Raw genomic sequence first — 14,053 nt, 5'->3', positions numbered from 1 at the left:
CGCGAGAACAAGCGTGGCTGACGAAAAGACCAAGAGTGGAAAGACCGGCGACAGCGCTCAGGTCGTCATCAAGAAGTATGCGAACCGCAGGCTCTACAACACGCGGACCAGCGCCTATGTGACGCTGGAAGATCTGGCGACCATGGTGCGCGAGGGGACGGAGTTCGTCGTCTATGACGCCAAGACCAACGACGACCTGACCCGCCAGATCCTGACCCAGATCATCTTCGAGGAAGAGAGCCGGGGCGAGGCCTTGCTGCCGGTTCAGTTCCTGCGCCAGCTGATCGGCTTCTACGGCGGTCAGATGCAGGGCGTGTTGCCCTCCTATCTGGAGATGTCCTTGGCCAACTTCGGTCGTCAGCAGGAGCAGTTCGCCAGTCAGATGGGCCGCGCCTTCGGCACTGGCGCGGGCGCGGCCCTGATGGAGGACGCCGCGCGCGCCAATATGGCGATGTTCGAGCGCGCCATGCAGATGTTCCCGGCCTTCACCTATCCCCGCGCCGAGCCGACGCCTGCCGCCTCGGATGACAAGGCCGAGCCGGCCCCGCCGCCCGAGGCGCCGGACGCCCTGGACGAAATGCGTCGCCAGATGGACGAGATGCGCCGTCAGATCGAGAAACTGGCGGGCGGCAAGAGCAAATGACCGACCGGATCCAGGCCGTCGGCGGACCGGACAGGGTGGATCGCCGCGAAGGCGAACGCCGCGAGCGCGAGCGGCGCGCCCGATCCGCCTCGCGCGCCCTAGTCCCCGTCAATGCGCCTGAGATCGTCGAGCCGCAACCAACCCCGGCAAGAGCTGCCGTCCTGCCGACGCCCGAGCCCGGCGCCGCCGCCTTCGTCGCTCAACAGATGGGCCAGAGCGGGCAGAAACGCGGCCTGCGCGGAGGCCCGCCGGTTCTGGATGCTGCCCGCTCCGCCTACCTTGGAGCCGAATATTCGGGCGCGGCCGAGCGTCGTCCGAAAACAGGCAAGACCGCCAAGACCGACATCTGAGCTGACGCCGCTCGGGCGGCACGGGGTTTGCTGGGGAGCGAGGCAGAACGCTCTCAGCCGGACCCGCCCATGCCCGCCGTCTTCGCCCTCGCCGCCAAAGCCTTCGACGTCGCCGTCGTCGCGCTGATCTTCACGGCATTTTCGTAAGCGCTACCGCGCTTCGCGCTGCTTGAGCGCATGTTTCTTAGGGCCTACCGCGCTTTGCGCGACTTGAGGCCGTTCGGCTCATGCCCCGCCGAAATCGAAATCCTTGCGCGACGCGATGATGGTCACGATGAACCCGGCCAGCACGTCCAGCAGGATCATGATCACGATCAAGAAGAAGGTCGAGGTCGCAAAGCCCGGCAGCAGCAGGAACTCCACCAGCACGCCTATGAACAGGATCATCGACAGGGCGTGATTGATGATGGCGATCCGCTGGCTGGATGTGGACTTCACCAGCTCGAAGAACAGCAGAATCAGGCCGAGAAACAGGATCAGGTCGCCGGATCCGATCGTCCATTGCGCGCCCGAGGTCATGGTGACGGAAAACAGCGGATCGCGCAGCAGCACGTCCGCCTGCACCATGCCCGCCCCGCTCGGCGCGCCGAACAGCACCACGATATTGTAGAGCACCACCGGGATCAGCAGCAGCGGAATGGCGAGCAGCATGGACGGTCCTCTTCGCAGCCGGTCCAACGGCTACGCCTGTTCACCCTGATTTAGCGCCGTTTTCGAAACGCCGCCACAAAGGTTCAAGCCCTCGGAAATCCACCTGCCCGGCTGAGCGCAGACGGCGCCGGCCGGCCGATGGCCTCGCCGATCCAGCGCGCCGTCGCGATCAGGGCGTCCAGGTCATAGCCGGTCTCGAACCCGCCCCGCGCCAGCATATAGACAAGGTCTTCGGTGGCGATGTTTCCCGTGGCGCCCGGCGCGAACGGACAGCCGCCGATCCCCCCGACCGAGGCGTCCAGCACGTCAATCCCGGCCTCGACGCCCGCATAGGCGTTGGCCAGGCCGGTGTTGCGGGTGTCGTGGAAGTGCAGGCGCAGGCTCGCGTCCGGTGCGGCCGCCCTGGCCGCCTCGACCTTTTTCGTCACCGCCCAGGGATCGGCCGCGCCGATGGTGTCGGCCAGACCGATCTCGCCGACGCCCATATCGGCGATGGCGCCGACCATGTCTGCGACCTGATCGACCGACACCTCGCCGTCGAACGGACAGCCCCAGACGCAGGAGATCATGGCCGACAGCGACGGCGCGCCCTCGCTGGCCTCGGCGTTGTGGCGGCGGGCGACGATCTCGCCCAGCATGGCCAGTTGATCCTTCACCGCCAGGCCCTGGTTCTTCAGGCCGAAGCCGTCGGTGGCCGCGACTGAGACGTTGACCTCGTCCACCCCGGTCACCAACGCCCGGTCATAGCCCTTGCCGTTCAACACCAGGCCGATGCGGCTGCGCCCCGCTTCGTGCGGCAGGGCGGCCATGACCTCCTCGGCGCCGGCCATCTGCGGCACATATTTGGGGTGGACGAAGGAGACGGCCTCGATCCGCTTCGCCCCCGCCTGCTCGAGCCGCCGCACCAGATCGGCGCGGACGGCGGGCTCAAGCACCGCCTTTTCGTTCTGCAGGCCATCGCGCGGCCCGACCTCGACGATCTGGATGAAGCGGCCCATCACTCGGCTCCCGCAGCGGCGGCGCCATTCCCGTTTCGGGGCGGCGGCGCATAGACGGTCAGGCTGACCGGATCGCCCGCCGAATAGTTGTAGCCGTTGACCGTCCCGACCGCGCGACCGGAGACGCCCAGACGCGCCGCAGCTGCACGGAAGGTGTCGGCGTCACGTCCCTCGACGATGGCGGGCCGCCCCTCGGCCAGGGCCTCAGCCGCGCCTTGGGCGTCGGTCAGGTCGGTGTCGCGCCCGGTCAGGAAGACGAAGCTGGGTTCATGGAAGCCGGTGATCGCCACCGGCCCCGGCGTGCGGCCCTGACGCGGATGCAGGTCGGCCGCCTCCAGCGCCTTTTCAAGCTGTGGCGCGATGGCCAGGGGCCGCAATTGGCGGATCGTGCCCGACAGGGCCGCGTGCGCCACGATCCCGAACGCCAGCGAGGCGACCAGCGCTGCGACCGGCGCGCGGTTCAGCAGAAGGAAGCCGCCCATCGCCCCCGCCGCCAGCGCCATGACCACCGTCAGCGCCGCCCAGGTCTGGGCCGTCGAGGTGCCGTAGACGGTCAGTCCATAAACGGTGATGCTGATGATCAGCAGGGCCGCGAACGCGCCCAGCACCGCGCCGGTGATGCGCGAAACCTTGCCGATGGGCTGGGCCAGGGCCGCGGCCGCCAACAGGGCCAGCGCTCCGAAGGTCGGCAGGGTGTAGTGCCACAGCTTGGTCGGCGCCAGTTCGAACATCAGCCAGCCTGGGACCAGCCAGCAGACCAGGAACCGGATCGCCGGCTCGGCGCGTCGGCTCCAGCCCGTCGAGACGGCGGCGGGCAACAGCAGGGTCGAAGGGAAGAACAGCAGGGGCGCCAGCAGCAGATACATGCCGGGGAAGCCCGAATGGCTCTCATGCGCCCCGGCGATCTTGGGCGCCAGGTCCCCGCCGATGGCCTCGCGCCAGAAACCGCCGTCGGTGGCGATGGTTATGGCGATGGCCCACGGTCCGACCATCAGGGCGACCAGCGGCAGACCCCAACCCCAGCCCAGGCGATACAGCCATTTGACGTTCCGATCCCAGATCGACAGGGCGATAATCGCCAGGGCCACGACCAGGAACCCGATCGGTCCCTTGATCAGGATCGACAGACCGATCCCGATCCAGAACAACAGCTTGTGCGGCCGGATCGGTCGTTCGCCCGCCTTCGTCGCCATATAGATGCGCGCCAGCGCCGCCATGGCCAGGGTCGTCGCCCCGCACAACATGGCGTCGGTCTTGGCGATCCCCGCCTCGGTCGACAGCAGGAAGGTCGCCCCCATGATGGCCCCGCCGAAGAAGCCGACTCGCCCGCCCAGCATGGCCGAGCCGGCCCAGGCCACGGCCCAGGCCGCCAGCATGGCGCCCAGCAAGGAAGGGATGCGATAGGGCGCGATTTTGCGGTCCTCGACATCCGAGGTCAGGCCCACGGCGATCGCCTGCATCCAGTAGATGCCGACCGGCTTCTTCCAGCGCGGCTCGTCCTGATAGCGGATGTCGACATAGTCGCCGCTTTCCAGCATCTGGGACGTGGCCTGGGCGAACCGGCTCTCGTCGCGATCCAGCGGCGGCAGCAGCAGCAGGCCCGGCAGGCCGGCGATCAGCGTCAGCAGGGCCGCGAGAACCGGCCCGCGCCAGCCGGCGATGCGGCTATCCAGATCGAAAGTCTTCATTCCAGACTCCTTACACGGCGACCACGCCTGCGTCAGCCGTCTCCCCTAAGCGCTCGTTATCCTCTATGGAGCGCCGATGACCGCCGAAACGCCCGAAATCTCCGTCGTCGTTCCCGTCCATGACGAGGCGGGCGCCGCCGTGCCCCTGGCGCGCGAGATCGCCGCCGCCTTCGCCGGCCGTTCGTACGAGATGATCTTCGTGGACGATGCGTCCAGGGACGCGACCTTGGCCGAGTTGAAGGCGGCCATGGCCGAACTGCCGGCGCTCCGCGTGCTGGCCCACGGGACCAATGCGGGCCAGAGCCGGGCGGTTCGAACCGGCGTCCTGGCCGCGCGCGCGCCGGTCGTGGTGACGATGGACGGCGATGGCCAGAACCCGCCCGCCGATGCGCCGCGCCTGGTTGATGCGCTTCTGTCCGCCCCCGGCGACGTGGGCCTGGTCGGCGGCCGTCGCGCCAAACGCCAGGACACCGAGGCCAAACGCCAGGCCTCGATCTGGGCCAACCGCATCCGCCGCAAACTGCTGGGTGACGACGCCGACGACACCGGCTGCGGGCTGAAGGCCTTCCGCCGCGACGTCTTCCTGCGCCTCCCCTACTTCGATCACATCCACCGCTACCTGCCGGCGCTGATGATCCGCGAGGGGTTCAAGAACCAGTATCTCGACGTGGACCACCGCCACCGCGAGGTCGGTCGGTCGAAATACACCAATTGGGGCCGACTGCGGGCGTCCGTCTCGGACCTCCTGGGCGTGATGTGGCTGAAGACCCGGTCCCGCAAGCCGGGCGCGATTTCCGAGTTCTAGAACGCTGTCTCCTCCCCACCTCGTGGGGAGGTGGCGCGACGCCTCTTGGCGTCGTGACGGAGGGGTTCTGCGACGTATCGCAGACGTCAGTGGACTTCAAGAGCCCCTCCACCGCTACGCGATCCCCCTCCCCGCTTCGCAGAGAGGATAGGCAAACAAAAAGGGCGGGACCTTGCGGCCCCGCCCCTCTGCATTTCAGCGTCGGTCAGCTTGGACTTAGAAGTCCATGCCGCCCATGCCGCCCATGCCGCCCATGTCGGGGGCCGAGGCGCCGCCCGACTTCTTGGGGGCGTCGGCGACGGCGGCTTCCGTGGTGATCAGGATGCCGGCCACCGAAGCGGCGTCTTGCAGGGCCGTGCGGACAACCTTGGCCGGGTCGATGACGCCCATCTGCACCAGGTCGCCGTACTCTTCGGTCTGGGCGTTGAAGCCGAACGAAGCGTCGCCGTTTTCCAGCACCTTGCCGACCACGATCGAGCCTTCGACGCCCGAGTTTTCGGCGATCTGACGGATCGGAGCCTGCAGGGCGCGACGGATGATCGCGATGCCGGCGTTCTGGTCGGCGTTGTCGCCCTTGACGTCGGCCAGGATCTTGGAGGCCTTCAGCAGGGCGATGCCGCCGCCCGGAACGATGCCTTCGTCAGCCGCGGCGCGCGTGGCGTTCAGGGCGTCGTCGACGCGGTCCTTCTTTTCCTTCACTTCGACTTCGGTCGAACCGCCGACGCGGAGAACCGCGACGCCGCCGGCCAGCTTGGCCAGACGTTCCTGCAGCTTTTCCTTGTCGTAGTCGGAGGTGGTGTCTTCGATCTGGCGCTTGATCTGGGCCACGCGGGCTTCGATCTCGTCCTTGCCGCCGACGCCTTCGACGATGGTGGTGTCGTCCTTGGTGATGGTGACCTTCTTGGCCTTGCCGAGCATGTCGATGGTGACGCTCTCAAGCTTGATGCCCAGGTCTTCGGAGATGACCTGGCCGCCCGTCAGGATGGCGATGTCTTCCAGCATGGCCTTGCGGCGATCGCCGAAGCCCGGAGCCTTGACGGCGGCGACGCGCAGGCCGCCACGCAGCTTGTTGACGACCAGGGTCGCCAGGGCTTCGCCTTCGATGTCCTCGGCGATGATCAGCAGCGGACGGCCCGACTGCACCACGGCTTCCAGGATCGGCAGCATGGCTTGCAGCGAGGTCAGCTTCTTCTCGAACAACAGGATGAGCGGCTCTTCGAGTTGGGCCTCCATCTTGTCGGCGTTGGTGATGAAGTAAGGCGACAGGTAGCCGCGGTCGAACTGCATGCCTTCGACGACGTCGACGGTGGTGTCGGCGGTCTTGGCTTCCTCGACGGTGATGACGCCTTCATTGCCGACCTTGGCCATCGCCTGAGCGATCAGCTCACCGATTTCCGAGTCGCCGTTGGCCGAGATGGTGCCGACCTGGGCGATTTCCGAGTTGTTCGAAACGGGCTTGGACTTCGACTTGATCTCTTCCAGCACCAGGCCGACGGCCTTGTCGATGCCGCGCTTCAGATCCATCGGGTTCATGCCGGCGGCGACGGCCTTCAGGCCCTCTTGCACGATGGCTTGAGCCAGAACGGTTGCGGTGGTGGTGCCGTCGCCCGCCTTGTCGTTCGTTTTCGAAGCGACTTCGCGGATCATCTGGGCGCCCATGTTCTCGAAGGCGTCTTCCAGCTCGATCTCTTTGGCGACCGACACGCCGTCCTTGGTCGAGCGCGGAGCGCCGAAGGACTTCTGGATCACGACGTTGCGGCCCTTGGGACCCAGCGTCACCTTGACGGCGTTGGCGAGCACGTTGACGCCGCGCAGCATCTTGTCGCGCGCGTCGGTGTTGAAGTGTACGATTTTAGCGGCCATGCGGGCAGCTCCTATCTATATGGATTGATTGAAGAACGTCGGACGTCGGGTGCTTAGGACAGCACGCCCAGGACGTCGGATTCCTTCATGATGATCAGGTCTTCGCCGTCGATCTTCACTTCCGTGCCGGACCACTTGCCGAACAGGATGCGGTCTCCGGCCTTCAGCTCAAGAGCATTGACCTTGCCTTGATCGTCACGGGCGCCAGGGCCGACGGAGACGACTTCGCCTTCCTGCGGCTTTTCCTTGGCGGTGTCGGGGATGATGATGCCACCCTTGGTCTTGGATTCTTCTTCAACGCGCTTGACCAGCACGCGGTCGCCGAGCGGACGGAACGCCATCGGACTTCTCCCTGTAAAACCCCCGGATCGGGGCGTTTTTGAAACGGTGTGCGGCGCTCTCGCGATCGCCGTTTTGGCAGCCGACCAGCGAGAGTGCTAACGCGAGCGGGAGTTAGGCAGAGGCAGGGTCATCGTCAAGCGGCGGCGATGGATCGCCGCGCGAATTCTCTGTGACAAATGAACCGAAAATGAATGCCGACCTCCGGGGTCGTTCAAACTGGGAGCGATAGAAAGGCCTCAACGCTGGATGCCTTCCCGCCCCGGAAACGCAGATCGGCAAGCAAACAAGGAGACCAAAATGTCCAAGCTGCTGAAGATCACTGCGGTCGCCGCCGCCCCCGTCGTGGCCCTGAGCCTGATGGCCGCTCCGGCTTCTGCCCAATCGCGCGATCGCGACAACACCGGCCGTAACGCCCTGATCGGCGCCGCCGTGGGCGGTCTGGCCGGCGCCATCTATGGCAACGGCGACGGCAGCTACATCGCGGGCGGCGCCCTGGCCGGCGCGGCGCTGGGCGCGGTAGCCTCCAACCGCGGCTCGGGCTGCGAATACTACCGCGGCGGCCAGTGCTACCGTAACCAAGGCCATTGGGAGCGCGAGCACGGCAGCGACCGCAGCCGCTCGGGCTACGATTACCGCTACGACGGCCGCCGTTACGAAGGTCGCCGCGACTATCGCGATTATCGCCGTGACCGCGACTATCGCTACGACCGCCGCTGGTAAGCGTCGGGTTTCGAGGAGAGGGGGCGCCCGGTGGGGCGCCTCTTTTTCTTATGCCGCGTCCTGACGGGGTCCCCAATGCGGGAAGGGATCCTCGAGTTTCGCCCACCCCTTCGGACCGCGCTCCATCTCGAAGCGGGTCAGCAAGGCGCCGTCAAACATGGAGAATAGCAGGTCGCGGTTCATGTCCTTGCCGATCAGAACGATTTCCTGACGGCGGTCGCCGTAGGGCTGACGCCAGACCGCCTCGATCGCCTTCAGCCATTCGGGATTGTCGTCGGGCCAGCGTTCGCGCGGCGCCGAGGCCCACCACAGACCGCCCCATTCGTGTTCCGTCACGGCCCCGGCCTGGCTCCAGGATCCGACATAGGCCATTCGGCTCGCCAGCCAGAAGAACCCTTTGGAACGCCAGACGCCGGGCCATTCCCTGTTCATCAGGTCGTAGAAGCGCCGGGGATGGAACGGCCTGCGCGCCCGATAGACGAAGGTCGATACGCCGTATTCCTCGGTCTCGGGCGTGACCTCGCCGCGCAGGGCCTGGGACCAGCCGGCGGCCTGTTCCGCCCGCTCCATATCGAACAGGCCCGTGCCGATGACCTGCTCCAAGGGCACGGCGCCGCGCACAGCCTCCAGGACTCTGGCGCGGGGATTGAACTGGGTCATCATCGCCTTCAGCGTCCCGAGTTGGGTCGCATCCAGCAGGTCGCACTTGTTCAGAACGATGACGTCGGCGAACTCGATCTGATCGATCAGCAGATTGGCGACGGTGCGCTCGTCGTCCTCGCCGAGATGTTCGCCTCGGGTCTTCAGCCGGTCGGTCGAGGGATAGTCTCGGTAGAAGTTGAAGGCGTCCACCACCGTGACCATGGTGTCGATCCGGGCCAGGTCCGACAGGCTGAACCCGTCCTCGTCGCGAAAGTCGAAGGTGGCGGCGACCGGCATAGGTTCGGAAATGCCGGTGGACTCGATCAGCAGGCAGTCGAACCGCCCCTCGCGCGCCAGCTTGCCGACTTCGATCAGCAAATCCTCGCGCAGGGTGCAGCAGATGCAGCCGTTCGACATCTCCACCAGCCGTTCCTCGGTCCGCGACAGATCCGCCCCGCCGCCGTCCCGCACCAGGGCGGCGTCGATGTTCACCTCGCTCATGTCATTGACGATCACCGCCACGCGCAGTCCGTCTCTGTTGCTCAGCACATGGTTCAGCAGGGTCGTCTTCCCCGCACCCAGAAAGCCGGACAGGACGGTGACGGGCAGTTTGCGCAACTCGGGCACAGCAATCTCTCTTGAGGCGTGTTTCATAGATATATACAGAGTATGTTACGTTATAACATACTTGATCGAGGATGGAACATGGCGGTTGGCGCGGTCGTGACGGGGATTAGTCCCACCGTCTTCACAACGCTGATGGAGCCTCACGTTCGGATGGCCGTCTGGTCGCGTCCGGCCCCGCTTGAAGTGGACGGACCCGATGCATTCGAGGCGACGTGCGAAGGGCCGTGGCTCGCGACTTCGGGGCCGGCGCCAGACTGGCTGCTTGACGACATTCAGGGCCTGGGCGGCATCCTGTCGGCCGTCAGCGGAAGCCCGAACTGGCGCGCCACATTTCAACGCGTAACCACGCGCGCCTGTCCGCGCTTTCATCAGGATGCGATTTCGGTGCGGTTGATCGCGACCTATCAAGGACCAGGATCGGAATGGGCTTTCGCGACCGAGTTAGGCGATGATCTGGACGCGCGACGCGCAGAAACGCGACGTCGCGTGCGCACGCTCCAACCGGGCGACATCGCCATCATGAAGGGCACGGCCGATGGGTGGGAGCCTTGGCCCGACCTTCCGGTCGTGCTGCATCGGTCGCCTGCGGCCAGCCGAAATGCGTTTCGTCACGTGCTGACGATCGACGCCGTGGCGCCGATCGAGGCCTAACCCATCAACCGCGTCATCAGGGCCGCTGTGGACGGATCCAGGTCCGCCGAGGGGCCGCCCGCGTCCACGTCCTTCAGGATCGCCTTGGCCAGGACCTTGCCCAGTTCGACGCCCCATTGGTCGAAGCTGTTGATGTCCCAGATCACGCCTTCGACGAAGGTCTTGTGCTCATACAGGGCCAATAGCGCGCCCAGGGTCTGGGGCGTCAAACGATCCATGACGATGGATGTCGACGGACGGTTGCCGGTGAAGGTGCGGTGGGACGCCAGGCGCGTCGCCTCCTCCTCCGACAATCCTTGCGCCAACCCCTCGGCCTTGGCGGCCTCGGTCGTCTTGCCCAGCATCAGGGCCTGGCCCTGAGCCAGCGCATTCGACCAAAGCGGCGACTCCGGCGCGTCCTCATGAGTCTTGGCGACGATGACGAACTCGGCCGGGACGGTCTGCGGCCCTTGGTGGATCTGCTGGAAGAAGGCGTGCTGGCCGTTGGTGCCCGGCTCACCGAAGACGACGGGGCAGGTCTGGCGCGTCACCGGCGTGCCGTCGCGATGCACCCGCTTGCCGTTCGACTCCATCTCCAACTGTTGCAGGAAGCTTGGCAGGCGACGCAGGGCGTGCGCATAGGGCGCGACCGTCCGCGCCGGCCGGTTCAGCCCATCGACGTTGAACACCTGGGCCAGGGCCAGCAGGATCGGCGCGTTTCGCTCCAGCGGCGCCGAGACGAAATGCGCATCCATCTCCGCGGCGCCCGCCAGCATATCCTCGAATACGTCCCAGCCCAGGGCGATGCCGCACGACAGGCTGACCGCCGACCACAGCGAATATCGCCCGCCGACCCAGTCCCGGAAGGCGAAGGTGCGGCCGCAGCCGAAGGCCGCCGCCTTGTCCGGCGCCGCCGTCACCCCGATGAAGTGTTTCGTCATCCCCTCGGGCGGCAGCGACGCCGCCAGCCAGGCCTTGGCCGCCTCGGCGTTGGCCAGGGTTTCCTGCGTCGTGAAGGTCTTGGACACGACCACCACCAAGGCCGTCTCGGGATCCAGGCCGGTCAGCGCCTCAGCCATGTCGCGCGGGTCGATATTCGCAACGAAGCGCAGGTCGATGGCCGGGTCCAGCGGGCGCAGCGCATCCCAGACCACGCGCGGCCCCAGGTCCGAACCGCCGATGCCGACATGAACGATCGCCTCGAACGTCTTGCCCGTCGCGCCCGCCTCGGCGCCCGACCGTACTGCATCCGCATAGCCCTTCATGTCCACTCGCACGGCGTCCACCTCGGCCGAGACGGGCTCGCCTAAGGCCTTGAAGTCGGCGCCCGGCGCAGCGCGCAGAGCGGGGTGTAGGACCGCCCGGCCCTCGGTCAGATTGACGGCCTCGCCGGCGAACAGGGCCGCTCGACGCCCTTCGACGTCGCTGGCGCGCGCCAAGTCCAGACAAGCGTCGAAGGCGGCCTTGGTCCAGCTCTGTTTCGACAGGTCGAGAAAAAGCCCCGCCGCCTCGACCGACATCCGCGCCAGCCGGTCCGGATCGGCGGCGAACTGATCCACGATCCGCGCGGAGGCGGCCTCGGCGGCGGCTTGGTCGAAGGCGGTCCAGGCGGCGTCGCGGGTCATCGTCGTCTCCATCGGGAATGACAGGGTAAACACTCGTTTACGGCTGGGGCGTATTCAGGTTCAACGTCCCAGCGGACGCTGAAACAGGAAGTCACCTCCATGTCCTGCGGCCTTGCTCTCACGATCGCCCTGGCGATGTCCAATCCCTCGGTGGCCCTGGCCGCCGAACAGCCGGCCGCCGCGCCCGGCGCGCCGATCTCGGTGGCGGGCGAGCCGCTGTTCGCCGACATCATCGCGCGCTCGGCCAGCCTGAAGGCCATGGTCGACGGCTGGGCCGCCGCCAACGCCGCCGACGACGCCGCCTTCTTCACCAGCCAGGCCTTCACCGGCTTCAAGGCCCAGGCCGAGCAGTTGGCCGCTCTGGACATGCAGGGCCACCTGATCCTGAAGGAACGCGGCACCGACGGCGACCTGAAATGCATCCTGCGCGGCATTTCCGAGGACATGCCCAAGAAGGTTCAGGCCGTTCAGGCCGCCGCCAACCCGGCCGAACGCGCCGTGGCCCTGTCGGAACTGTCCTATCTGCTGAACGACAACGTCGAAGTCATCACCGCCCCGCCCAAGCCGGAAGTCTGACGCCTTCTAGAGAGCGGCCAGCGCCTCCAGCACGCCCTTGCCGTAACGATCCAGCTTGGATTGACCGACGCCGGAAATGGCGCCCAGACTGTTCAGGTCGCCCGGCTCGGCGTGGGCGATCTCGAGCAACGTCCGGTCCTGGAAGATGACATAGGGCGGGACGTGCTGTTCCGAGGCGCGGTCGCGGCGCCAGGCGCGCAAGGCCTCGAACCGGGCGCGGACGTCCGCGTCCATCGTCTCCAGCGCCGCATTGCGCCCTTCGCCCGATCGATCACGACGGCGCGGGGCGGTATCGGCCCTCAGAGGCGCGCGACGCACCTCGATCTGGCGCTCGCCGCGATAGACGGCGCGCACCGCCTCGGAATCGCCCAGCCCGACCAGCGGCTTGCCGTCGTTGGGATCCTCGGCCAGCAGACCTTCGAACAGCAGATGATCGACGATCTCGCGCCAGCTGTTCAGCGAAATCTCGCGCCCGATGCCCCAGGTGGACAGTTGCTGCTCCCACGGCTGCACGTCCTTGGTGCGGGCGGTCAGATGATCGACGACGCGATTGCGCCCGAACCGGCCGCCCAGCCGCTGCACCGCCGCCAACGCCTTCTGGGCCGGGACGGTCGCATCATAGAGCTGAGGCGGGTCGCCGCAGATATCGCAGACGCCGCAAGGCTGAGCGTCATGCTCGCCGAAGTATCGCCGCACGGCCTGGGCGCGACAGACAGCGCCGTCCAGCATGGCGAACAGCTGGCGGGTCTTCCTGACCTGGACCTGTTTGACCTCATCGGCCATCGGGCGGCTGTCCAGCCGACGCAAGGACCAGGCGATGTCGGACGGCCCATACAGGGTGATGCCCTCGGCTGGCTCGCCGTCGCGACCGCCGCGCCCGATCTCCTGCCAATAGGCCTCCAGGCTGCCCGGCGGATCGGCGTGAATGACGAAGCGCACGTCGGCCTTGTCGACGCCCATGCCGAAGGCGATGGTCGCGACCATGACGGCGCCCTCTTCGGCCAGGAAGCGCTCCAGCCGGCGGTCGCGCTCTTTCGTGTCCATGCCGGCGTGATAGGCGATGGCGTTGGTCCCGGCGTCGCGCAGGGCCTGGGCCACGCGGTCGCAACCGTCGCGGCTGCCGCAATAGACGACGCCCGACTTGCCCCGCCGTTCGCGCACGAGTTCGATGACCCGCGCATCGGTCTTGGCCCGGGACGCGCTCTCCTTGCGCTCGGCCGACAGTTGCAGGTTCGGACGCGCGAAACTGTCGACGAAGACCGTCGCCTCTTCCAGCCGCAGCGAGCGCAGGATGTCGTCGCGCGTGCGGGCGTCGGCGGTCGCCGTCACCGCGATGCGCGGCACATCGGGGAACCGCTCGGCCAGCAGGCCCAGGTTGCGATAGTCGGGGCGGAAGTCGTGGCCCCATTGCGAGACGCAGTGCGCCTCGTCGATGGCGATCAGGCTCAACGGCAGTTCCGCCAGCCGGTCCATCATGGCGCCCGCCGCCAGGCCTTCGGGCGAGACATAGAGCAGGTCCAGGTCCCCCGACCGCGCGGCCGCCCAGATGGCCGAACGCTCGTCCAGCGACACGCCGGAATCCAGCCGCGCCGCCGCGACGCCCTGCTGCTTCAACGCCTCCACCTGATCGGTCATCAGGGCGATCAGGGGAGACACCACCAGCCCCAGTCCGGGGCGCAGGATGGCCGGGATCTGATAGCAGACGCTCTTGCCGCCGCCGGTCGGCAGGACCGCCAGCACATCGCCGCCCGACAGGATTTGCTCGACCACCCGCCCCTGCAGCCCCCGGAAGTCGGCGTGACCCCAGACGCGCGCCAACAACGCCCGCGCGTCGTTCAGGTCAGGCGTATCGGTCGAGGAGAACTGGGGGCGCGTGGCCGGCATCCTTAAGCT

14 protein-coding genes are annotated in these 14,053 nt (G+C 67.0%); 6 read left to right on the top strand and 8 right to left on the bottom strand.

The annotated features are described in order from the left end of the window. Window positions 1–13 precede the first annotated feature (13 nt). Together phaR and BVE01S_RS05635 are read left to right on the top strand one after the other, a co-directional pair. Window positions 14–643 carry a polyhydroxyalkanoate synthesis repressor PhaR gene (gene phaR, locus BVE01S_RS05640; protein ID WP_066625303.1) on the top strand — a complete coding sequence of 210 codons (630 nt, stop codon included), beginning with the start codon at window positions 14–16 and terminating at the stop codon, window positions 641–643. Then, on the top strand, window positions 640–993 hold the full coding sequence (locus BVE01S_RS05635; protein WP_066625300.1) for a hypothetical protein: 354 nt from the start codon (window positions 640–642) through the stop codon (window positions 991–993). The genes phaR and BVE01S_RS05635 overlap by 4 nt, the downstream gene beginning before the upstream one ends. A gap of 225 nt (window positions 994–1,218) precedes the next feature. Here BVE01S_RS05635 and BVE01S_RS05630 read toward each other — a convergent pair whose 3' ends face one another. The 3 genes from BVE01S_RS05630 to BVE01S_RS05620 all read right to left on the bottom strand — a co-directional run bounded on the left by BVE01S_RS05630 (window position 1,219) and on the right by BVE01S_RS05620 (window position 4,330). Continuing rightward, a complete protein-coding gene (locus tag BVE01S_RS05630; protein ID WP_066553946.1) occupies window positions 1,219–1,644 on the bottom strand; it encodes a hypothetical protein in 426 nt (141 codons plus the stop codon). An 83-nt stretch (window positions 1,645–1,727) separates the two neighbouring features. Further along, window positions 1,728–2,642, bottom strand: coding sequence for a hydroxymethylglutaryl-CoA lyase (locus tag BVE01S_RS05625; protein WP_066625298.1), 915 nt, complete (start codon window positions 2,640–2,642; stop codon window positions 1,728–1,730). After that, the gene (locus BVE01S_RS05620; protein WP_066625297.1) at window positions 2,642–4,330 is read right to left on the bottom strand and encodes an ArnT family glycosyltransferase; all 1,689 of its coding nucleotides are present in this window, start codon (window positions 4,328–4,330) and stop codon (window positions 2,642–2,644) included. Before BVE01S_RS05620 ends, BVE01S_RS05625 begins: the two co-directional genes overlap by 1 nt. 76 nt (window positions 4,331–4,406) lie before the next feature. Between BVE01S_RS05620 and BVE01S_RS05615 the strand changes: the two genes are divergently transcribed. Continuing rightward, window positions 4,407–5,135 carry a glycosyltransferase family 2 protein gene (locus BVE01S_RS05615; protein WP_066625294.1) on the top strand — a complete coding sequence of 243 codons (729 nt, stop codon included), beginning with the start codon at window positions 4,407–4,409 and terminating at the stop codon, window positions 5,133–5,135. 216 nt (window positions 5,136–5,351) lie between these two features. Here BVE01S_RS05615 and groL read toward each other — a convergent pair whose 3' ends face one another. Together groL and groES are read right to left on the bottom strand one after the other, a co-directional pair. After that, window positions 5,352–6,998: a chaperonin GroEL gene (groL, locus tag BVE01S_RS05610; RefSeq protein ID WP_066625293.1), complete on the bottom strand. Its 1,647-nt coding sequence runs from the start codon at window positions 6,996–6,998 to the stop codon at window positions 5,352–5,354. A gap of 53 nt (window positions 6,999–7,051) precedes the next feature. Continuing rightward, window positions 7,052–7,339: a co-chaperone GroES gene (gene groES / locus BVE01S_RS05605; RefSeq protein WP_017505470.1), complete on the bottom strand. Its 288-nt coding sequence runs from the start codon at window positions 7,337–7,339 to the stop codon at window positions 7,052–7,054. A gap of 298 nt (window positions 7,340–7,637) precedes the next feature. Here groES and BVE01S_RS05600 point away from each other — a divergent pair, with 298 nt between their 5' ends. Then, window positions 7,638–8,060 (top strand): YMGG-like glycine zipper-containing protein, encoded by a 423-nt coding sequence (locus BVE01S_RS05600; RefSeq protein WP_066625291.1) that lies wholly within the window; start codon window positions 7,638–7,640, stop codon window positions 8,058–8,060. Between the two features lie 48 nt (window positions 8,061–8,108). On the opposite strand, the gene zigA is transcribed toward BVE01S_RS05600, so the two are convergent. Continuing rightward, a complete protein-coding gene (gene zigA / locus BVE01S_RS05595) occupies window positions 8,109–9,329 on the bottom strand; it encodes a zinc metallochaperone GTPase ZigA (protein ID WP_240612042.1) in 1,221 nt (406 codons plus the stop codon). 78 nt (window positions 9,330–9,407) lie between these two features. Here zigA and BVE01S_RS05590 point away from each other — a divergent pair, with 78 nt between their 5' ends. Next, window positions 9,408–9,980: a DUF1826 domain-containing protein gene (locus BVE01S_RS05590; protein ID WP_066625286.1), complete on the top strand. Its 573-nt coding sequence runs from the start codon at window positions 9,408–9,410 to the stop codon at window positions 9,978–9,980. On the opposite strand, the gene pgi is transcribed toward BVE01S_RS05590, so the two are convergent. After that, window positions 9,977–11,584, bottom strand: a complete 1,608-nt coding sequence (gene pgi, locus BVE01S_RS05585; protein WP_066625427.1) for a glucose-6-phosphate isomerase — start codon at window positions 11,582–11,584, stop codon at window positions 9,977–9,979. The genes BVE01S_RS05590 and pgi overlap by 4 nt on opposite strands. Window positions 11,585–11,683: 99 nt before the next feature. Here pgi and BVE01S_RS05580 point away from each other — a divergent pair, with 99 nt between their 5' ends. Beyond that, entirely contained in the window at window positions 11,684–12,160 is a 477-nt protein-coding gene (locus BVE01S_RS05580; protein ID WP_066625283.1) for a hypothetical protein, read from the top strand. Between the two features lie 6 nt (window positions 12,161–12,166). On the opposite strand, the gene recQ is transcribed toward BVE01S_RS05580, so the two are convergent. After that, window positions 12,167–14,044 (bottom strand): DNA helicase RecQ, encoded by a 1,878-nt coding sequence (gene recQ, locus BVE01S_RS05575; protein ID WP_066625280.1) that lies wholly within the window; start codon window positions 14,042–14,044, stop codon window positions 12,167–12,169. Window positions 14,045–14,053: the final 9 nt, after the last annotated feature.

Origin of the sequence: Brevundimonas vesicularis NBRC 12165 (assembly GCF_001592205.1) — a bacterium.
Taxonomy (GTDB): domain Bacteria; phylum Pseudomonadota; class Alphaproteobacteria; order Caulobacterales; family Caulobacteraceae; genus Brevundimonas; species Brevundimonas vesicularis.
The sequence above is the reverse complement of the archived record's forward strand: the minus strand, read 5'-3'. Positions and strand labels throughout refer to the sequence as shown.

Coding starts and splice junctions, on each gene's coding strand:
- BVE01S_RS05635 (WP_066625300.1), top strand. CDS start 640: ATGACCGACCGGATCCAGGCCGTCGGCGGACCGGACAGGGTGGATCGC.
- BVE01S_RS05630 (WP_066553946.1), bottom strand. CDS start 1,644: ATGCTGCTCGCCATTCCGCTGCTGCTGATCCCGGTGGTGCTCTACAAT.
- BVE01S_RS05625 (WP_066625298.1), bottom strand. CDS start 2,642: ATGGGCCGCTTCATCCAGATCGTCGAGGTCGGGCCGCGCGATGGCCTG.
- BVE01S_RS05620 (WP_066625297.1), bottom strand. CDS start 4,330: ATGAAGACTTTCGATCTGGATAGCCGCATCGCCGGCTGGCGCGGGCCG.
- BVE01S_RS05615 (WP_066625294.1), top strand. CDS start 4,407: ATGACCGCCGAAACGCCCGAAATCTCCGTCGTCGTTCCCGTCCATGAC.
- groL (WP_066625293.1), bottom strand. CDS start 6,998: ATGGCCGCTAAAATCGTACACTTCAACACCGACGCGCGCGACAAGATG.
- groES (WP_017505470.1), bottom strand. CDS start 7,339: ATGGCGTTCCGTCCGCTCGGCGACCGCGTGCTGGTCAAGCGCGTTGAA.
- BVE01S_RS05600 (WP_066625291.1), top strand. CDS start 7,638: ATGTCCAAGCTGCTGAAGATCACTGCGGTCGCCGCCGCCCCCGTCGTG.
- BVE01S_RS05590 (WP_066625286.1), top strand. CDS start 9,408: ATGGCGGTTGGCGCGGTCGTGACGGGGATTAGTCCCACCGTCTTCACA.
- pgi (WP_066625427.1), bottom strand. CDS start 11,584: ATGACCCGCGACGCCGCCTGGACCGCCTTCGACCAAGCCGCCGCCGAG.
- BVE01S_RS05580 (WP_066625283.1), top strand. CDS start 11,684: ATGTCCTGCGGCCTTGCTCTCACGATCGCCCTGGCGATGTCCAATCCC.
- recQ (WP_066625280.1), bottom strand. CDS start 14,044: ATGCCGGCCACGCGCCCCCAGTTCTCCTCGACCGATACGCCTGACCTG.